This is a genomic window from Alcaligenes faecalis (assembly GCF_009497775.1).
GTDB classification, from domain to species: Bacteria; Pseudomonadota; Gammaproteobacteria; order Burkholderiales; family Burkholderiaceae_B; genus Alcaligenes; species Alcaligenes faecalis_D.
On record NZ_CP031012.1, the window covers coordinates 2,446,693 to 2,466,309 of the forward strand.

Sequence of the window (19,617 nt, forward strand, 5' to 3'; positions counted from 1 at the left end):
TTGGTTAGATATAGCGGGGAGATGGAGGGGGGCGAAAAGGGCTGCCGGATCAAGGGTGCCCAGGGTCCAGAAATCAGCCTGGCAACTGCCCTTTCTCCAGCACCAGCTCCCACATCGCCTTTTGCTTTATATATTTGTGCGATGTCATGTGCTGGACAGAGATCCGGCGCCATTCAGCCCCAAACAGTTGGTCTACGCTGACCTGATCAAAGAAACGCTTGCAATTGCCCTGGTCGCGATAGAAGTTGGCTTCAATCAACTCGCCCTGCCCGGCACCGAAATTCACATCTTCGGTCGAGTTCAGACGACATAGAAACAAGGCACCGGGCCGCAAGCTGTTCCAGATTCTGCGCACAATGGTCCGGGTTTCATCCCATGGAAAGTAATGCAAGGACAGACTGGCCAGGATCAGCTCAAGATTATTCGCCGCTTCCGGCCAAGGGCCGCGCGTATCCCTGCACTCAATCTGCGCCTCGGGCGCACGCTGCTGCGCGGTCGCCACGCATTCAGGCGAAAGGTCAAAGGCCATCACCTTCAAGCCAGCCCGGATCAAGGTCAGCGTGTCGTCACCAAAACCACAGCCTATCTCCAGCACCGGCGAGGAGATTTCACGTTGAGCGATCAAAGGTAACCAGCGATCAAGCCAAGGGTCCGAATACATAAGTGCGTTTCTCGTACGACAAGGGAAAAAATCAGGCGGCAGGAACGCGAAGGTCACGGACCAGCAAAGTCAGAACAATCGCCGCAAACAGGCACTCGCCTACATTGAACCAAAGGTGCCACGGCTTGGACTTGTCACTATTGCCCAGCGCGTAGCGAATCCCTCTGTAATTGATCCAGCCCAGGCTCACGACCAGCACCGGCCACAATATCCACAGCGGCGGGAAAAACAGCAGAAACATGAAGGCCAGCCACGCCAGAATCAGAGTGGCAAGTGGGGACAGGCAAGAGAGGAGTTTGCTCATGAAGACCCGAGGACCGCATATCGACAAGGCGTAGTGTTACCTGAATAGTCGCTGTGCTCAAGAGCGGACAACCGCTGCTATTACTGCTGTCTTTGTCTTTGTCTTTGTCTTTGTCTTTGTCTTTGTCTTTGTCTTTGTCTTTGTCTTTGTCTTTGTCTTTGTCGGCAACAGTGTAAGCAGGAGAGGCATGACAAGTTGTAGAAATAGCCCCTTGACTCCCCTCCCCGTGCCTCAACTTCAAACGCGGACCGCTCGAATCAAGATCATCGACGTGATACCTTCATCAGCTCCTTGCCCGCCTCGTCATAGGCGACGACCGCCTTGTCCTCAACCGTAAACTCCATCAGGTCACGGCCAGCTACAACCGGGCCTTGATAAGTATTGCGTGTGCGCTCCAGCAAGACTTGCTCGGGGATATTCGCTCCACCCTCAGGCGAATAAAACACGATGTGCGTATAGGCCCCCAACAGCGGTTTGCTCTCGGCAAAGACCTGCCCAACCTGCTCCGGCGTCGCAAAATGCTTGAGCGTTTCATTCAAGATGGGGCGGACCTTCAAAAACGCCGGATCAATCAGGGCCACGGAATGCACAAATACATCTGCATTGGCGGCCGCAGCAATCAGGCGCTTGTCATACATCGCATCCCCGGAGATCGCTACCTTCTTGTCTTCGTACTCCACAATAAAGCCAAAGGCCGGAATCACCTCGCCACCGTGATCAACCTCCACCGCTGTCACGGTAACCCCATTCTTGCTGTAGACCACCCCGCCCTTTTCAAACTCCTGAGTCACAAAAGTCACGCCCTCCACCGGCAAACCCTGATCTTCCACGCGGATACGAATGTCCTCGTCATACGCCTTGGGCAGGTAATCCGTCATGGTCCTGGTTCCCTTGGGACCATAGATCTGCAAAGGCACTGTCCGGCCCGGCCAGGGTCGACCAAACCAGCCTGTCAGCCACAGGTCCGGCAAACCTACCGTGTGATCCGAGTGCAAGTGCGTGAAGAAATGCGCAGTAATGGAATTGGGCGCAACACCTTTCTGAAACAGCCGCGTCGCTACCCCACGCCCCGTATCAAACAACAAAGTCTCTTCGCCCGCCTGCACCAAAGTTGCCGGGCCTGCCCTATCCGCATACGGTGCAGGCGTACCCGTACCCAATAAAGTCACCTTCATCGTGCCAGCCTGACTGACCGCCGCTGCCCCCAGCAAAAGACCGGCGCACAGCGTCTTTAACAGTATCCTCATTTCCTTCTCCTTATTATTGAAGCCTAAACCAATTAGGCGATCATATGTTATTACATGTAATTTTGAACGCAGCTAGGTATTTCCCTAGGGCTCTTACAGACATCACATGGGAGAAGTGGGCATGACTTCATGCCAAGTAACCTGCCCACCAGAGGAGAGGCCAAATAAAATTGAAAAAGCCGAACCCAATGTTTCAAAGGGCCCGGCTTTATTGATCAACGCTACGCTTGCCTAGTCAGGCAAGCAGGGGATCAAATGATTTGGATCTGGGTAGCGCATGGGCCTTTTTGGCCAACGCCCGCAACGAAGGAAACTCGTTGGTTCTCATCAAGAGATTTAAACCCGGAACCTTGAATTTCACTGTGGTGCGCGAAGAGGTCTTTACCACCACTCTCCGGCATGATGAAGCCGAAGCCTTTTTCGTTATTGAACCACTTCACGATACCAATTTCTGTTTTCAATGTATGTCCTAAGTAATCAAGGGAAAAATGTCCCTGGACACACTATGGACGCTATCCACATGTATAGATAGCACCGTTACAAACTAAACGGCGGGGCCACCCTCTGTCTTTATGACTTGCGCGCAGGAATCACAAGTCTGTGCCGTTCAAGCGGGCACTTACCAACGCTTACAGGCTTGCAGGACGAAAATCTGGCAGAAAAAGTGCCCGCATCAGAGAAGCAGCGTTGGTATGGACTGGCCTGATGCACAAAACAAACAGGCACAAAAAAAGCACTTAGTTTTACCTAAGTGCTTGATTCGACTAGCAAAAGAAATGGTGGGTGCTGAGGGGTTCGAACCCCCGACCTACGCCTTGTAAGGGCGCCGCTCTACCAGCTGAGCTAAGCACCCATTTCAGTGATGCCGTTCTTCTTGTGAAGAAAAAGAATTATAGGGCCAAAGAATTCTTTTTGCAAGTCTTTTGCCTAAATTAATTTAAAAATTAATTCACGGCGTCTTTCAGAGCCTTACCGGGACGGAACTTGGGCACGTTTGCGCCTTCGATCTCGATGGTTTCACCGGTACGTGGGTTACGACCCGAACGGGCAGCGCGTTCCGACACAGCGAAGGTGCCAAAACCAACCAGAGTAACCGTATCTTTTTCTTTCAGCGTGGTGGTCACGGCATCGATAAACGCATCCAGTGCACGACCAGCGTCAGCTTTGGACAGATCGGCTTTGGTGGAAATGAATTCGATAAGCTCGGTTTTATTCATTGAGAAAATACCCCTGAAAATTATTTTACGGGCCCCCAGCGGGAACCAGTTTGTGGCGGTCAGACTTAATAGTGACAAACGACAGGACAACTAAGCACTACCGTCTGCCATGGCTACCGGGCGCACAAGTGCCCCGGTTGGCTACCGCGTATTAAGCCTTCGTTTAATACCCGTGTCAAGCAAAAAAACCCCTGTAACCCGCATCATTGCTCACTGTTGATACAAGTTGCAGGACTTTCCCTATTTTGCATCGAGAAACTTAACAGGCCGCCGCAAATATGTTATTTGAGCTTCGAAAACCCAAAAATTAGCTGGCTTATACTGCGTTTTTGAACATTTTTTCAAACACTTGCGCACGCGTATGAACCGCTTCGCAAACCATCTCCCGCATAAATTCCCTTATATGCTCCGCACTTAGCGGCTTCACCGTTCTTGCCTGAGGGCCAGAGGCCGCACTTCTGCACCCCTGCCTTGAACACCAACCATGCCCATAGCAAAGCGCTCTGCCCTCCTACAATTTTCTGCATTGTTTGACTGTATTTCGGTACTTGCTACCGTCAAGGAGCGCAGCGATGCACGGCAAGGTTTATTTGGTTGGAGCGGGGCCTGGCGACCCTGAACTTCTCACACTACGCGCTTTATACCTGCTGCAACATGCAGATGCTGTGGTCTACGACCGCCTGGTCAGCCGCGCCATCATGAGCTGTATCAATCCTGAAGCCACCCTGCTCGATGTCGGTAAGGTAGCCGCCTGCAAGCCCAGCATGCAGGACGACATCAACGACTCCCTCTTGTCCTTGAGCAGAACACATCAGCACGTTGTCCGCTTGAAAGGTGGTGACCCCTTTATTTTTGGACGCGGGGGCGAAGAGCAACTGTATCTGCAGCAGCACGGGGTTCAGGTTGAAGTTGTGCCTGGAATTACTGCGGCTACAGGCTGTGCAGCTTCCTTAGGCATTCCCTTGACCCATCGCGGGCTGGCCAGCAGTGTGCGCTTTATCACCGGGCATCTGCGTGACAACCAAGGGCTGGAACTGAACTGGGCCTCCTTGTCTGACTCCAACTGTACGCTGGTGTTCTACATGGCCATGGCCAACTGCAGCCATATTGCCCAGGCTTTGATTCAACATGGACGCAGTCCGCATACGCCTATCGCCTTGGCACAAGATGCGACGCTTAAAAGTCAGCGCTGGGGCTTGGGTACTTTGCAGACACTGCCACAGCTTGCACAGACATTCAGTCCTCCCGCCTTGCTGATCATCGGACAGGTTGTGCAACTACATCCGGATTACCCACAGCCCATATCAAATACGCAAGATGCCCTCGCCGCCAAACCCTCCTGGGCCGTGATGTGAATGGCTTGCGTCTCCCCTTGAAACTCTCCGGCAAGCAGGCTCTGACCAAAATATGGTTTGCCCTACTGCTCTCCCTTCTTTGGCCACAACAAGCCACTGCCGATGAAGCCGGTGTGAGTTTGGAGCGACAAGCCTCTCTACGCACGCTGCTTCATCAAGAGTGTGGCTCGTGCCATGGCTTGCTGCTGAAAGGAGGTCTGGGCCCAGCCTTGACGGCTGATACCTTGCGGGGCCAAAGCGCAGAGCAAGTCGCCCTGACGATCATGCATGGGCGTCCCGGAACAGCCATGCCTGCCTGGAAGCGCTTTTTGCAGCCAGCAGAAAGTCTCTGGCTGGCTAATTTTCTTCTCCATGAATCGGATGCAGCACCATGAAAGCACTGATGACTCTTGGCCTGCTTGTCGCCTTAAGCGGCTGCGCCAGCCCACTACGTGGCACCAATGACATGGGGCTGATTGTGGAGCGTGCGACAGGCAGCGTGGCTGTTGTTGAAACCAGTCATCGCAGCCGCTTGGCAAGCATCGAGGGCTTGGGTGATCTGTCTCACGCCCATATCACTTACTCACGCGACGGGCGCTATGGCTATGTATTTGGACGTGATGGAGGACTGAGCAAAGTGGACCTGCTTGAACAGGTTCTAGTCCGTCGCATCATTCAGTCCGGCAATGCCATAGGTGGAGCCATCTCTCAGGATGGCAAGCTGATTGTCGTGCAGAACTACGAACCAGGCGGCATCAAGGTTTTTGATGCCGACACCCTGGATTTGATCAGTGAGGTCCCGTCCTACTACGCCCCCGGCAAACGTGCCAAGGTGGTTGGCTTGGCGGATCTACCGAATCAACAATTCGCCTATTCCTTGTTCGAGGCGGGTGAGATCTGGCTGACTGATTTATCCGACCCGCTACGCCCTACAACACGGCGTTTTGCAGCAGGCCGCCAGCCCTACGATTCCATGGTCACTCCGGATGGGCGCTACTACATTGCTGGTCTGTTTGGGGAGGACGCCTTGGCCATGCTGGATTTATGGAAACCTGAAAATGGAGTCCGGAAAATCTTGCAAGGCTATGGCCAAGGTGAAACCGCCCTGCCCGTCTACAAAATGCCGCATCTGCGCGGCTGGTCCTTGGCTGGTCAGGACTTGTTTTTACCGGCCATTGGACGCCATGAGGTTCTGGTTGCCAGTACCTTGGACTGGCAAGAGAAAACTCGCATTCCCGTTCATGGCCAACCCGTTTTTGTAATGGCTCAACCCGATGGCCGTCAGGTCTGGGTGAACTTCGCTTTTCCTGACAACGACAAGATACAGGTTATTGATGTCGCTACGCTGAAAGTGGTCCAGACCGTGGACGCAGGCAAAGCCGTTCTCCACATGGAGTTCACCCCTCGGGGCGAGGCCGTCTGGATTTCAGCACGAGACGACAACAAGGTCCGTGTGTACGACACCCGCAGTTTCAAGCGCCTGAAAAGCCTGGATATTCAGCAGCCCAGTGGAGTGTTCTTTACGCATCGGAGTGGTCGCATTGGTTTCTGATCTTTCCCCTTCTGCCTTTCAACTCTTGAATGCCTGGCAGCATGGCTTCCCCCTGGAGCCCCGCCCTTTCCGCAAGCTGGGGCTGCTACTGGGGCTTAGCGAACAAGCCGTGATGGACTACCTTCAAAGCTGGCAGGACCAAGGCATCATCAGCCGTATCGGACCAGTCCTGAACCCTGCCTGTATGAGCAGTACCTTGGTGGGCATGCATGTCCCAAGCAAGGATCTGAACACGGTTGCGGACTGGATCAGCGCCCTGCCCGCCGTGAACCATAACTACGAACGTGAGCACGCCATCAATCTCTGGTTTGTGCTGACCTGCACGAGCGAACAAGAACGGCAAGCGACCTTGGACCACATCGCTGAACGCACTGGTTTGTTGCCCTTGTCCTTACCCATGCTCCGGGCCTATCACATTGATCTGGGATTCAGTTTGAGCTCTCATACCAAGGTCACCAGCCCTGTAAGGCTCAGCAACGGCCTGCCTGCATCAGGCAGCACCGAACGCAAACTGTTGGAGTGCTCTTTGCAAGGTTTGGAGATTCAAGCCGAACCCTTCAAGCCTTGGGCTGAGCAGATTCAGACAAGCGAAAAGCAGGTACTGCAGCAGCTTCGCAGTTTTCTGGAACAAGGTATTTTTCGGCGCTTTGGCGTGGTCTTGCGCCATCGAAAGCTGGGCTATAGCGCCAATGCCATGTGTGTCTGGACGGTAGACAAGCATCGCATCGATACCGTGGGTGAGGATCTGGCCAAGCAAGACGGCATCACGCTGTGCTATCAACGGCAGCCCAGCCTGCCACATTGGAATCACAATCTGTTTTGCATGATTCACGGCAAAGATCGTCAGCACGTATTGGCACATCATGCCGAGCTGAATAGCCGTTTGGGCTTGAGCCAGCTCCCACAGGAGGTGCTGTTTTCCACTCGCTGCTTCAAGCAACGCGGCGCACTGCTTGGCTTGACTCATGATGACTGATACTCACACCCCACCATTGCATGCGCCAGTTGAACTGGATGACATCGACCGTCGTATTCTGAATCGCCTGCAAGACGGCTTCCCCATCTGCTCCCGCCCCTTTGCAGCATTGGCTCCTGATTTTGCCTTGAGCGAGTCCGACTTGATTGCGCGTGTTCAGCATTTGCGTCAATCCGGAATATTGACCCGCTTTGGCCCTCTCTTTCAGATCGAGACACTAGGCGGTGCCTACTGTCTAGTCGCCATGGCCGTACCGGAAAAACGCTGGGACAGTACCGTCAAAGCCGTCAACCGCCATCCCGAGGTCGCTCACAACTACCGGCGCGCTCACGCCTTGAATATGTGGTTTGTGCTTGCCACGGCAACGCCACAAGACATCGAATCCTGCCTGGCAGCAATCGAAGCTGAAACCGGCTTACCCGTCTTTGCTTTTCCCAAAGAACAGGAATACGCCCTTAGCTTGAAATTGGAGCTTTGACATGGTGAATCTGAACCCCGCCTATACCGCCCTGATTCATGCATCGCAGCGGGGATTGGCCATAGAGCCACAGCCTTACCTGAAACTGGCGCAAGAGTTGGGCGTATCTGAAGCCTGTGTCATGAAGCAGTTTCAAACCATGCTGGATCAAGGCCTGATACGGCGGATTGCGGCCGTCCCCAATCACTATGCCCTGGGCTATGTAGCCAATGGCATGTGCGTCTGGAACATCACGGACGATAGTCTGGAGGAAGTGGGTACCTGGCTAGGCCCCAAAGCCGGAATCAGCCATTGCTATCGTCGCCCGCGTCGTCTGCCCGAGTGGCCATACAACCTGTTTGCCATGCTGCATGGCAAGGACCACGACACGGTACGTGCCCAGGCACAAGACATCAGCCAGCAAATCTCGCAACGCTTTCTTGGCGTCCTGCTCGATCACGACATTTTGTTTTCCACGGCCATTCTGAAAAAGACCGGCCTGCGTCTGCGGAGGCCTTGAGCATGTTCCGGATATCCCGTTTTGTCGCTGCCCTGCACTCTCCCGTTACACCCACTCGCGCCAGCAAAGCCCCGGTGGTGATCTGGAATCTGATACGTCGTTGCAATCTACATTGCAGCCACTGCTACTCGGCCTCTACCAACAAGGATTTCCCTGGCGAGCTGAGCTACGAACAAGCCTGCACAGTCATGGATGATCTGCATCAGTTCGGTGTACGCGCCCTGATTCTGTCGGGCGGCGAACCTTTGCTACGCCCGGATATTTACGACTTGGGCCGACGTGCAAAAGCATTGGGTATGTACGTAGGACTATCGTCCAACGGCACCTTGATTACCGAGCAAAATATTGACCAGATTGCCGACTGCGGCTTTGACTATGTAGGCATTTCCCTGGACGGTTTGCAGGCTCGGCATGACCGAATTCGTGGTGAGAAAGGAGCCTACGCAGCCTCCTTGCACGGCTTGAGACTATGTCGTGAAAAGCAATTGAAAGTAGGCATGCGCTTTACCCTGACTCAAGAAAATGCGGTGGATCTCAATGGCCTGCTTGCCGTGATGGACCAGGAAAAAATCGACCGCTTTTATCTCTCTCATTTGAACTATGCAGGCAGAGGTCTGGGCAACCGCTCCTTGGCCAGTCACCACGCTGTCACGCGTCAGGCCATGGAGCAGCTTTTCACGACCTGTATGGCGTATCAGAAAGCCGGTAAACCCAAGGAATTTACCTCGGGCAATAACGATGCTGATGGCGTTCTCTTTCTGCATTGGGTGCGATGCCACTACCCCGAGCAAGCGCCCAAAATTCTGAATATGCTGCGCCAATGGGGAGGCAACTCCTCCGGCCAAGGGATTGCGAACATCGACAACCGTGGCAATGTGCACCCCGACACCATGTGGTGGCACTACAGCTTGGGAAATGTGCTGCAACGGCCTTTCTCGGAGATTTGGTCCAACGATCAAGACCCCTTGCTGGCAGGGCTGCGTCAACGGCCCAGGCCTGTACAGGGACGCTGTGCGGGCTGCGCCTACCTGGATATCTGCAATGGCAATACGCGTACTCGGGCAGAAAAAAGCACAGGCAATGTGTGGGCAGAAGATCCGGGCTGCTATCTCAACGATCAGGAAATCACCGCCTGAACGTCCTCCAGGCGATTATCCAGAACCCTTTTTACTCAGCCAAAACTCTGGAAACTCAGCTCTACCCTCCCCCCTACCCTCTGAAGCCTTAAAACACTACCCAGCGCTCCCAATAAAATCAGGTGGGCTGGCTGCTGGGGAAACGAGCGCAGAATCAAGACACAGCAAGTTTCAGGCACCGGCCTGGACAGGCCTAAATCGGAGGGCCAAAAAAAGTGAGGCAAGCGATCTTGCCTCACTCAAACTCAACAACAACAACAACAACAACAACAACAACAACAACAACAACAACAACAACAACGCTTCACTTAACTCTTCATCACACAGCTCACCCAAGCAAGCTGATAGCGCACCTAGGCCAACTCACAGCTCAAGCCTTGCTGCTGCAACAGCGCAATCAAAGGCTGCACGTCCCACGAAGACCTCCAGGCAATCACGATACGTTCTCCTGGTACCCAGGACTGGCATAGCGGTGCCCAGAAGTCCTTATTCAATAAGGTATCTTGCAAGACCACACCCGCCTGATCCAAGGCCATCAAACGGGCATCACGGCGGGCCTTTTCCAGAATCGCGGGCAAGATCAGTGGCAAGTACAAGACCCAATCTGCCTGATTCAACTTGCGCAAGGCGCGCAGCGTCAGCAAGTCCACCGATTCCAAGTCAGCGATAGGCAAAATGGTGACCTGAATATGCTGCTGGGGAGTTTCCGTCTCCAAGGCAGCATCAAAGGCAGCCAGCGCTTCGTTGGGCTTGCCTTGCGCCAGGAGATCAGGGATATGGCTATCAAGCACGTAATCAAAGAAATGACGACGGGTATGCACCTCGGGAAAAGCCTGTTTGATATCGGCTCGGCGGCGAGCCAGCAAACCGGCCAGGTCCCCTACTGATTCTGGCAGTTCGCTCTCTATCCACTCCCGTACACGTCGCGCCAGCACGGGGGCAGAACCCGCAGAGGAAACCGCAATCATCAATGGTGAACGGTCGACCATGGCAGGGACTTGTACAGTGGACAGTTGCCCGTCATCGACCACATTACAGGGCAGATGCAAGGCATCCGCTGCCTGAGCCACGATACGGTTTATCTCGCGCCGTCCGGTTGCAGCAATAACCAGCCAGGCCTCGTGGATATGCTCGGCTACAAAGGAGGTAAACAGGCTGCTCAACGCCCCCGCCTGGGCACTGGCCCGCAACCAGGAAGTTTGCTCTGGTGCGACTACGGTGACTCGCGCTCCGGCACGCAGCAAGAGCCGAACTTTACGCTCCGCAACCGTCCCACCACCTACGACGACGACCGCCTTGCCGGTCAGATTGAAAAACAAGGGAAACACATTCATTGCACGACATCCTTAAGGCGCCAGCAAAAGCTGGCGCCCGGTTCACACTTACTTCAGGCTGGAAAAGTAGGCAGCCAGTTCATTCACCATTTCCGGGCTGAGGGGCTCAGCCATCGGACTCATGATGGGGTCGTTACGCTCTCGCGATTTGAACTGCTGTAGCTGCTTGACCAGATACTCCACCTTCTGCCCCGCCAGATTGGGGTACATGCCTTCCGTGCTGACACCTTCCAGCCCATGGCAGGACGCGCACAAAGGCAGCATGGACGAGGCCTGGGCCGACAGTTGCGACTGCCCATGCGAGCCTTGCAAACCAACAGGCTTGTCTGCTGCCCACGCTGCACCAGAACTCAAGAGGCCGATCAGAGCCATACCCATAAAAAGCTTTTTCATGACGTTCCTTTGCTTAGAATTTTTGGGTTTCAGGCTGACCAATGGTGAGCCAACGAGTACGGGCACGAGAGAAAATACCCGATGGGCTTTCCATCTTGTGTTCGGCTACCAGCTCCAGGCTACGGCTGTCGTAAATCTTCAAGCGATCGCCCCAGTAACCCGAACTGACATAGAGGTAATCACCCGTGCGGTTGTAGTTGGGGAAGAAAGCATGACCACCCACATCCAGGGTCTTCACCACGGACAAGGTGTTTTTATCGATCAGCTGAATCCAGGAAGCGCGCTTGTCCTTGTCGATAATATCCACCGCCACATAGGGTGCATTAGGGTGGGCAGCAGGCGATTCAGTGGCACCAGCAACAGGAATTTGCTTCACCACAGAGAAGTCCTTGGTATCCCAGGCGGTAACCACAGAACCCAGCTTGCAGGTGCCCATATTGGTGCCGAAGGCCAGCATGCGGCCATTGACCTCGGTAACGGCACCCGAACCGGCGTGGGGCTGACAGCCTGCCGGAATGTCACGCACCACCTTGTCGTCCTTCAAGTCGATAGCCACGTATTTGTTGTCATCGTAAGAAGCCACCATGGAGTAGCGGCCATCGGGCGTCAGGAAGGTGTCGTGCAACATGCGTCCGACCTTGGCCAGTTTGGTGACCGGCATATCTGGCTTGTCCGGATCAATAATCCAGATCTGCCCGGCTTGGCGCAGTGTCAGCGCAAACTTGTTATTGATGCGGCTACCAATAATCGGACCACCGGCGGATTTGATGAAATTGCCATCCGGGTCCTCGCCCTCCAGCGCGATGTATTTCACCGGCTCCAGCGTGTCGGCTTTCAGGATGACCATGCTGTTGGGCACAAAAGAACTCAGTGCCAGCCACTTGCCATCTTTGGATAGCGCAATACCCGTACCGGTCAGCCCCACTTTGGCCTGGCGCACAATCTGCAGGGTGTACAGGTCGATTTTGTAGACGTGGCCATCATCGCTTTTCAGGTAACCCCAACGTTCATGGCTGGGACTGAATTCCATGATGTGTGGCGCGCCAACCGTGGCAATTTCACCCACCTTCTGGTTGTTCTTGCCATTGATGAAAACGGCACGAGCCTGATTGGAACCATCGCCCCGACCGTAGCGTCCGCGGGCCATGATGACCATCAGGTCATAGACGGAATCAATCTCGTAATTGGGCTTGCCGGGCAAGGTGGATTCATCCACCAGCACTTTCACGCTGGCACGAATCTGGTCCATGTCCCAGCTACGTTCCACCACGGGCTCGTTCTTGATCATCTTGGCCAGCGCGCGGATGTCCTCGTCAGGCAGGCGTCCGACAAAAGGCGGCATCAAGGTATCCGGGATTCCGGTCATGATGGTGCCGCGCAAGGCAATCTCACTTTGAACCAGGCGATCACTGTGCAAGCCCGGTGCGATATACCCTCCCCGGTCAGCGGCGTGACACACCGCACAGTTTTGCTGAAACAAGTTATCTACCCGCACTTGCTCTTCCGTCGGGGCCGCCAAAGCCGCACTGACGGTGGTAGACAGGAAGGCCAGGGTCATCATTTTTCTATACATTCCATTACCTCCAACAATTGCCTTGCTAAAGGGCAAGACCAAACAAACTATAACGATTGTTATTTTTTACTGAAAAGGTATGGATACAGATTACATAATGGGGATGGTTTTTTTATATCGTAATTACGAGAAATTAAATACTCTTACCTAGATAAAAACATCCATGACAAGGCGCCAGTTGGCAGATCAAGAAGCGGGATAAATTTATCACGATCGAATAATCATTTTGACCTAACTCAAGTTAAAACTAGAGGCTGCTGCCTATAGTGGCCCGGCTTGGCTCGCCCTTGATGGTTTTGATTATTTTTCCGGTCCCGCCATGTTTTCTTTACCGATTACGCTTTCTCATACCCATAGCCCACCGTATAAACGACAAATTGCACGCCAAATCGAAACCCTGATCTGTTCGGGTCGTTTGCAAGAGGGCAATCGCCTGCCTTCGATCAACCGAATGGCTTCGCTGTTGCAGGTGTCCAAGAACACGATCATGGGTGCCTATGATTTGCTGATCGACTCCAATCTGATTCATAGCGAACCCAGCCGTGGCTTTTTTGTAGCCACGCCTACCCGCAACGGGCGCAGTCGCCTGGCACCGGATTTTGTGCTGGAGACGGCCCACTGTTCGCGCAGCCTGCGTACCAGCACGGCACAAGCCAGTGGTGTGCATGTGCCTGCTGCCAGCGTGCCGGTTCGTTTTGATTTCAAGATTGGACGCCCCTCAGTCCATGCTTTTCCGCTGCGTCAGTTCATTTATCTGTCCAATCAGTTGCTGCGATACGCAGGCTCTGCCATGGCGGACTACCCGCCGCCTGAAGGCCTATGGGGTTTGCGGCTGCAAATTGCGGATTATCTGGCGGCCAGCAAAGGCATATTGGCGGACCCGGACCACATCATCATCACGGCGGGGACGCAGGAATCCTTGAGCCTGATTGCGGCTCATTTTCTGGATGAAAACAGCTGTGCCGTGCATGAATCACCCGGCTACAACGGCTTCCGGCATTTGCTGGCGCGGCATCGCTCACAAGGCATTCCCATCGCGGTAGACCAACACGGCTTGCGCACGGATCAATTGCCTGACAAAGCGGTTCAGCTGGCTTTTGTCACGCCCTCCCATCAATACCCATTGGGGCACACTCTGACGGTCAGCCGCAGGCAGGAGCTGCTGGCCTGGGCCAGCACCAGTGGCGCTTTGATTATTGAGGACGATTATGACGGGGACTTCTGTTATGGCCCGGCCTTGCCCGCGCCGCTCAAGGCCATGAGCCCCGGACAGGTGATTTACCTGGGTTCGTTTTCCAAAACCCTGGGGCCTGGTTTGCGCCTGGGCTATATGGTCTGCCCGCCGCATCTGAGCCAGGACTTTATTGCTCGCAAGGCCTTGCTCAACAATGGATCGCCCTGGTTAACGCAAGCTGTGCTGGCTCGCTTTTTTGATGAGTACGACTATCCACGGCACCTGCAATATTTGCGACGCCGTTATCTGGAGCAGCGCAATACGCTGCTGCAAGGGCTGAAAAAAGTGTGGGGAAATACAGGAGTGGTCAGCGGACACAATGCCGGCATGCATCTGGCTTTTCGCCTGCCACCGCAAAGCCCGAATGCCCACCACGTTGCCGCAGCGGCACTGCACTATGGCATACGGCTATACCCTTTGGCACAGGCCGCCAGCCAGGAAGCCGACAGCGCGAATCCGCGCCATCTGCTGTTTGGCTATGCGAATCTGGAATCCAGGGAGTTACAGCAAGCGATGCAGCATCTAGCCCTGATACAACCCAGGCTGAACCATGGCTAGATGTGCGAAGAACTTAGGACTGGGCCAGCGCCTGATCAAAGTCCGAGGTCAAATCGATAATCTCTTCGATACCCACGGAGATACGCAGCTGATTGTCGGAAATGCCCATCAGAGCACGCTGCTCGGCACCCATCTCGTAATAGATGGTGTGGGCAACGGGCAGCACCAGACTGCGGTTATCGCCCAGGTGCGTGGCCAATACAAAGACTTTCAAGCGATTCAGGAAATCGAAAATCTCGATGCCCTCTTCCAGCACCACGCTCATCAGGCCACCGAAGCGATTGCCGAACAACTGAGCCGTACGCTCGTGCTGCGGGTGATCCTCAAGACCGGGATACTGCACGTGCTTGACCTTGGGGTGCGCCTTCAAATGGCGTGCCAAAGCCAGCGCGTTGGAACAGATGCGCTCCATACGCAAAGGCAAGGTTTCCGAACCTACAGCCAGACGGTGAGCCACGTCGGACGACAAGGTGCCGCCCATATCGCGCAAGCCCTTTTTACGGATCTGCACCAGGCCCCAGTTCTGCGTATTGCCGTTGCGGTATACCTCGGCAATATTGGGGTACGTAGTCCAGTCAAACAGGCCGGTATCCGTCACCATGCCGCCCAGGGCGTTACCGTGACCACCAATGTGTTTGGACAAGGAGTTGACCACCAGAGAAGCCTTGAATTCACGGCCGGGCGACAGGTAGGGCGAGGACAAGGTGGCATCAACCACATACAGCAAACCTTCGTCCTGACACCATTGCCCCACGCCTTGCAGGTCGGCCACTTGCGTGCCCGGATTAGCGATGGTTTCAACAAAGACCATACGGGTATTGGGCTGACGTGCTGCTTGCACCTGAGCCAGATCGGTTGCATCCACCAGCGTGGTTTGCACGCCCAGATCACGCAAGGTACCCAAGAGGCTATTGGTGTTGCCGAACAGGTATTTGCTGGCAATCAGATGATCGCCCTGGCGCAGCAAGGTAAACAGGGTGGCGCTCAAAGCGGCCATGCCGGTTGCAAAGCTGACGCTGCCTACCCCTTTTTCCATGCGTGTGATCTTGGCTTCCAGCGCCGCCGTGGTGGGCGTGCCCTGACGGGAATAGGTAAAGCCGGACTTGCCCTGAAAGACCGCAGCCAGCTCACGCGCATCCTGAAAACCGAACTCGGTCGATGGGTGCAATGGCTGATGGATAGCGCCATGTTGCGTGCCCAAGCGACGGTCAGAGTGCAAGGTAGAGGTAATAAAGCCGTTTTCTTCCATGATCGCTTCAAAGCCCATAATGCGTGTACACACCGTCAGCGCCGATTGGGTTTTGCCCGGCTGACGGCCAATTACCTATTATCTGGTGAAGCGGCGGATGAAACCCGCCGTTTTTTATACAAATAAGTAATTAAGTCAGTAACAAGACTTAAAAGAAATTAAGGCTGGCTACGTTGGCGCAGGGTTTCGTACAGGCAAACCGCGCTGGCCACACTGACGTTCAGGCTTTCTACTGCACCCATCATGGGGATGGAAACCAGCTCGTCGCAGGTTTCGCGGGTCAGACGGCGCATGCCCTCGCCCTCGGCACCCATTACCCAGGCCATGGGGCGGCGGGCATCCACCTGGTGGAAAGTGTGGGTGGCCTGATCGCTGGTGCCGACCAGCCAGACATCACGCTCGCGCAGCATGCGCATGGTGCGGGCCAAGTTCGTCACCGTAATGTAAGGCGTCGATTCAGCACCGCCGCAAGCCACACGCGAGACGGTGGCATTCAGGCCCACTGCACGGTCGCGAGGCGCAATCACGGCATGAGCACCCGCAGCATTGGCGCTACGCAAGCAGGCACCCAGATTGTGGGGGTCTGTCACCCCGTCCAGAATCAAGAGGAAAGGCACCTGACCGGCCTCTTCCAGATCATCCAGCAATTCGTTGACATCGACAGCCAGCTCTTGTTCCAGAGCCAATGCCACGACGCCCTGGTGACGAGTGCCTTTGGCCAGGCCATCCAGACGCTCGACCGGTACGGCCATGACTTTCAAGCCAGCCTGTTCTACCTGTTCGATAAAGGCCAGCATCCGTTTATCGCGCCGGGTCTGATCCACATAGACCTCGCGCACCGAAGCGGCGCTAAAACGAACTCGGGCAATAACGGCATGGAAACCGGCCAAAACCTGCTGAGGCATAACAATCCTTGGGGGAAATAAGAGCAAATAAAGAAAGCCGGGCAAAAAGCCCGGCTTGGCATTGTACGCCTATCGGCGTCGCCCTCTAGGGCTGCGCGTGGATTTCGCGGACTTGGCCGCCTTCTCCGTACTGCGTTTTTCATCCCGCTCGGCCTGCTTTTGCGAAGCACGTCGTTGGGATGCCGTGGTGCCCTTCAAGGCCAGCGGTTTGGTAGACGCTGCTTTCTTGATAGGACGCTCGGACGGATCAGGCCCTTCTGCCGCTGCCTTCACCGCTTTGTAGCCCACGCCCTTGACCAGACGGAACTCGATACGACGCGCTTCCAGATCAACACGAGCGACCTGCACTTGCACCGCATCGGTCAGGCGATAACGCAGACCGGTGCGCTCGCCACGCAGCTCGTTAGACGTTTCGTTGTACTGGAAGTAATCCGCACCCAGCTCGGAGACGTGAACCAGACCTTCCACATACAAGGTATCCAGCGTCACGAACAAGCCGAAGCTGGTCACGCCGCTGATCTTGCCGGAGTATTCCTCGCCCACGTGCTCTTTAACAAACCAGCACTTGAGCCAGGCTTCCACGTCCTTGGAGGCTTCATCAGCACGACGCTCGCGCGCCGACAACAAGGCACCCAGTTTTTCCCAACGTGCAAAGTCGCGCTTGCTGGCGGGCAAGGCGGCATCGCCCGGATCTTCATCGATAGCCGGAATGTAGCGCTCGCCCTTCAAAATGCCCTTGATAACGCGGTGCACCAGCAAGTCCGGGTAACGGCGAATCGGGGAAGTGAAGTGAGCGTACTGCGAATAGGCCAAGCCAAAGTGACCCGTTTTTTCCGGGCTGTAAATGGCTTGCTGCATGGAACGCAAGCACATGGTCTGGATGACGGCGAAGTCGGAACGGCCACGGGCTGCGGCCACGACTTTGGCGTAATCAGCAGAAGTAGGCTCGTCGCCCCCTTCCAGTGTCAGACCCAAGCTACGCAAATATTCACGCAAGGCTTCCAGCTTGGGCGGCGTTGGGCCTTCGTGCACACGGTACAAACCGTTGCGACGGCTGCGAGCAATAAAGTCGGCAGCACATGTATTGGCGGCCAACATGCATTCTTCGATCAGCTTGTGGGCGTCGTTACGGATCAAGGGTTCAATACGCTCGATACGACCCAGGGGGTTGCACACAATCTTGGTTTCAACCGTATCGAAATCAATCGCGCCACGCGCGGTACGGCGCTCGGCCAGCAGGCGGTACAAGGAGTACAGGTTCTGCACAGGCTCCAGCACATGCTGGATCTGGGTGGCGGCCGGGCCAGTAGGCTGCTGCAAGGCGCTCCAGATATCGGAATACGTGGTGCGCGCGTGTGAATGGATTACCGCATCATAAAACTGATAGGCCGATACGGTGCCGGACTTGGGACCATCCGCCAAGACGACCATATCGCAAACCATGACCAGACGGTCTACCGACGGGTTCAGGGAACAGATCCCGTTAGACAGGCTTTCTGGCAACATGGGGATCACGCGGCGCGGGAAATACACACTGGTGCCACGCTCCAGAGCGTCTTCATCCAGGGCGTCACCGGAGCGCACGTAATGGCTGACGTCGGCAATCGCAACCAGCAAACGCCATGCCCAGCGCGAGCGTTTGCCCGTGCCGATATCAACGCGTTCGCAATACACCGCATCATCAAAGTCTCGTGCATCTTCACCGTCAATGGTGATGAACGGCACATCGCGCAAATCAACGCGGCCTTTGTATTCCGAGGGCTTGACCTTGGCGGGAATACGAGCGGCCTGCTTGAGCGCCTTCTCGGAGAAATCGACCGGCACTTCAAACTTGCGCACGGCAATTTCGATTTCCATGCCGGGATCGTCAATTTCCCCCAGCACTTCAATCACACGGCCCAAAGGCTGGCGATGACGCTCGGGTTGCTGAGTGATCTCTACCGTCACGACCTGGCCGGGCTCGGCCTCGCCCTGGTCCCCGTTTGGAATCAGGATGTCGTGCTTGATACGTTGATCTTCGGGCACGACGATAAACGTGCCACGCTCGCGCAGGAAACGGCCCACCAGCTTGCTGGTATGGCGCGCGGTAACTTCCACAATCGAGGCATCTGGCTTGCCGCGGTATTCACCGACGATGCGCACCATAACGTGGTCGCCGTGCAACACTTTGGCCATTTCTCGTGGCGACAAGAACAGATCAGACTGCCCGTCGTCGCGCTGCAAGAAACCGAAGCCGTCGCGATGGCCCAACACTTTGCCCGCGATAAAACCAGTTTGGCTGTTTTTGCGAATTTTGCCTTCGGGGGAAATCAGCAGCTGACCATCGCGCTCCATTGCGCGCACACGCCGCTCGAAACCCACCGTAATTTCTTTGCCCAGGCCCAGCTTTTTCGCCAGAGCCTGCATGGTCAGGCCGTCTGCATCTTCGCGCAGCCCCGCCAGGATCACTTCCCGCGTCGGGGTATCCGGGTCGAAGTCAGGCGGCAACTCATAACGGCCCGTTGATTGAATACGGTCCTCAGTACTGTCTTGATGTTTTTTATTCAAAAGGACACTTCCATTATTAATAAAGTATGCCTATAATCCTTTTTCTTTGCTGCTCACGCAGTAAAGAGGTTGGAAGCTTTTGGCACAGCCATAAGCATACAACGATATGCCCAGGTGGCGGAATTGGTAGACGCGCATGGTTCAGGTCCATGTGCCTTCGGGTGTGGAGGTTCGAGTCCTCTTCTGGGCACCAAAATTCCGAAAGGCCGATCATTTTTCAATGATCGGCCTTTTTTATTTTGTTGCTCCACAAATTTATTATCCTTCAGCGTCAATACGATTAAGTCTGACTGTGACAGAAAACGAGCAGCAATACGACGCCCTTCTTTTTTGAACACAGCCATTTCCACATAAAGAATCATCACCGCATGATCGGCTGCTTTCTTTACAGGCCTGTGAATGCGCCTTGAAACAGACGCC

Annotated in this window: 18 protein-coding genes, 2 tRNA genes and 1 pseudogene; 9 read left to right on the forward strand and 12 right to left on the reverse strand. The window is 55.0% G+C overall.

Annotated features, from left to right (window positions below; genetic code table 11):
• Window positions 1-73: 73 nt before the first annotated feature.
• The 6 genes from DUD43_RS11390 to DUD43_RS11415 all read right to left on the reverse strand — a co-directional run bounded on the left by DUD43_RS11390 (window position 74) and on the right by DUD43_RS11415 (window position 3,429).
• Complete coding sequence (locus tag DUD43_RS11390) at window positions 74-661, reverse strand: class I SAM-dependent methyltransferase (RefSeq protein ID WP_153230380.1); 588 nt, start codon at window positions 659-661, stop codon at window positions 74-76.
• Between the two features lie 31 nt (window positions 662-692).
• Entirely contained in the window at window positions 693-965 is a 273-nt protein-coding gene (locus tag DUD43_RS11395) for a hypothetical protein (protein ID WP_153230381.1), read from the reverse strand.
• 263 nt (window positions 966-1,228) lie between these two features.
• Complete coding sequence (locus tag DUD43_RS11400) at window positions 1,229-2,212, reverse strand: MBL fold metallo-hydrolase (protein ID WP_153230382.1); 984 nt, start codon at window positions 2,210-2,212, stop codon at window positions 1,229-1,231.
• A 251-nt stretch (window positions 2,213-2,463) separates the two neighbouring features.
• A complete protein-coding gene (locus tag DUD43_RS11405; protein WP_042481232.1) occupies window positions 2,464-2,673 on the reverse strand; it encodes a cold-shock protein in 210 nt (69 codons plus the stop codon).
• 316 nt (window positions 2,674-2,989) lie between these two features.
• Window positions 2,990-3,065, reverse strand: a tRNA-Val gene (locus DUD43_RS11410).
• A gap of 91 nt (window positions 3,066-3,156) precedes the next feature.
• Window positions 3,157-3,429 (reverse strand): HU family DNA-binding protein, encoded by a 273-nt coding sequence (locus DUD43_RS11415; RefSeq protein WP_003799450.1) that lies wholly within the window; start codon window positions 3,427-3,429, stop codon window positions 3,157-3,159.
• A 572-nt stretch (window positions 3,430-4,001) separates the two neighbouring features.
• Here DUD43_RS11415 and cobA point away from each other — a divergent pair.
• From cobA to nirJ, 7 genes are all read left to right on the forward strand, one after another.
• Window positions 4,002-4,784 carry a uroporphyrinogen-III C-methyltransferase gene (cobA, locus tag DUD43_RS11420; RefSeq protein ID WP_153230383.1) on the forward strand — a complete coding sequence of 261 codons (783 nt, stop codon included), beginning with the start codon at window positions 4,002-4,004 and terminating at the stop codon, window positions 4,782-4,784.
• Between the two features lie 113 nt (window positions 4,785-4,897).
• A complete protein-coding gene (locus tag DUD43_RS11425) occupies window positions 4,898-5,158 on the forward strand; it encodes a c-type cytochrome (protein ID WP_228125966.1) in 261 nt (86 codons plus the stop codon).
• Window positions 5,155-6,315 carry a cytochrome D1 domain-containing protein gene (locus DUD43_RS11430; protein WP_153230385.1) on the forward strand — a complete coding sequence of 387 codons (1,161 nt, stop codon included), beginning with the start codon at window positions 5,155-5,157 and terminating at the stop codon, window positions 6,313-6,315. The genes DUD43_RS11425 and DUD43_RS11430 overlap by 4 nt, the downstream gene beginning before the upstream one ends.
• The gene (locus DUD43_RS11435; RefSeq protein ID WP_416202925.1) at window positions 6,296-7,291 is read left to right on the forward strand and encodes an Lrp/AsnC family transcriptional regulator; all 996 of its coding nucleotides are present in this window, start codon (window positions 6,296-6,298) and stop codon (window positions 7,289-7,291) included. The genes DUD43_RS11430 and DUD43_RS11435 overlap by 20 nt, the downstream gene beginning before the upstream one ends.
• A complete protein-coding gene (locus tag DUD43_RS11440) occupies window positions 7,284-7,769 on the forward strand; it encodes an Lrp/AsnC family transcriptional regulator (protein WP_153231615.1) in 486 nt (161 codons plus the stop codon). The genes DUD43_RS11435 and DUD43_RS11440 overlap by 8 nt, the downstream gene beginning before the upstream one ends.
• Window position 7,770: 1 nt before the next feature.
• Window positions 7,771-8,268, forward strand: a complete 498-nt coding sequence (locus DUD43_RS11445; protein ID WP_153230387.1) for an Lrp/AsnC family transcriptional regulator — start codon at window positions 7,771-7,773, stop codon at window positions 8,266-8,268.
• Between the two features lie 2 nt (window positions 8,269-8,270).
• Complete coding sequence (gene nirJ / locus DUD43_RS11450) at window positions 8,271-9,404, forward strand: heme d1 biosynthesis radical SAM protein NirJ (protein WP_153230388.1); 1,134 nt, start codon at window positions 8,271-8,273, stop codon at window positions 9,402-9,404.
• A gap of 353 nt (window positions 9,405-9,757) precedes the next feature.
• Here nirJ and DUD43_RS11455 read toward each other — a convergent pair whose 3' ends face one another.
• Genes DUD43_RS11455 through DUD43_RS11465 form a run of 3 tightly spaced genes read right to left on the reverse strand, consistent with a single transcriptional unit; the run spans window position 9,758 to window position 12,704 of the window.
• Entirely contained in the window at window positions 9,758-10,738 is a 981-nt protein-coding gene (locus DUD43_RS11455) for a precorrin-2 dehydrogenase/sirohydrochlorin ferrochelatase family protein (RefSeq protein ID WP_153230389.1), read from the reverse strand.
• 48 nt (window positions 10,739-10,786) lie between these two features.
• Window positions 10,787-11,131, reverse strand: a complete 345-nt coding sequence (locus DUD43_RS11460; RefSeq protein ID WP_153230390.1) for a c-type cytochrome — start codon at window positions 11,129-11,131, stop codon at window positions 10,787-10,789.
• Between the two features lie 13 nt (window positions 11,132-11,144).
• Window positions 11,145-12,704: a nitrite reductase gene (locus tag DUD43_RS11465; RefSeq protein ID WP_228125776.1), complete on the reverse strand. Its 1,560-nt coding sequence runs from the start codon at window positions 12,702-12,704 to the stop codon at window positions 11,145-11,147.
• A 319-nt stretch (window positions 12,705-13,023) separates the two neighbouring features.
• Between DUD43_RS11465 and DUD43_RS11470 the strand changes: the two genes are divergently transcribed.
• Window positions 13,024-14,496 carry a PLP-dependent aminotransferase family protein gene (locus DUD43_RS11470; protein ID WP_153230391.1) on the forward strand — a complete coding sequence of 491 codons (1,473 nt, stop codon included), beginning with the start codon at window positions 13,024-13,026 and terminating at the stop codon, window positions 14,494-14,496.
• Window positions 14,497-14,509: 13 nt separating this feature from the next.
• Here DUD43_RS11470 and DUD43_RS11475 read toward each other — a convergent pair whose 3' ends face one another.
• The 3 genes and pseudogenes from DUD43_RS11475 to rnr form a co-directional block, all read right to left on the reverse strand.
• Window positions 14,510-15,745, reverse strand: a complete 1,236-nt coding sequence (locus tag DUD43_RS11475) for a cystathionine gamma-synthase family protein (RefSeq protein WP_153231617.1) — start codon at window positions 15,743-15,745, stop codon at window positions 14,510-14,512.
• Between the two features lie 158 nt (window positions 15,746-15,903).
• Window positions 15,904-16,650 carry a 23S rRNA (guanosine(2251)-2'-O)-methyltransferase RlmB gene (gene rlmB, locus DUD43_RS11480; RefSeq protein ID WP_153230392.1) on the reverse strand — a complete coding sequence of 249 codons (747 nt, stop codon included), beginning with the start codon at window positions 16,648-16,650 and terminating at the stop codon, window positions 15,904-15,906.
• Window positions 16,651-16,953: 303 nt separating this feature from the next.
• Window positions 16,954-19,098, reverse strand: a pseudogene (gene rnr, locus DUD43_RS11485) (ribonuclease R); the annotation flags it as partial.
• 207 nt (window positions 19,099-19,305) lie between these two features.
• On the opposite strand from rnr, the gene DUD43_RS11490 reads away from it, so the two are divergent.
• Window positions 19,306-19,390, forward strand: a tRNA-Leu gene (locus DUD43_RS11490).
• The last annotated feature ends 227 nt before the right edge of the window (window positions 19,391-19,617 follow it).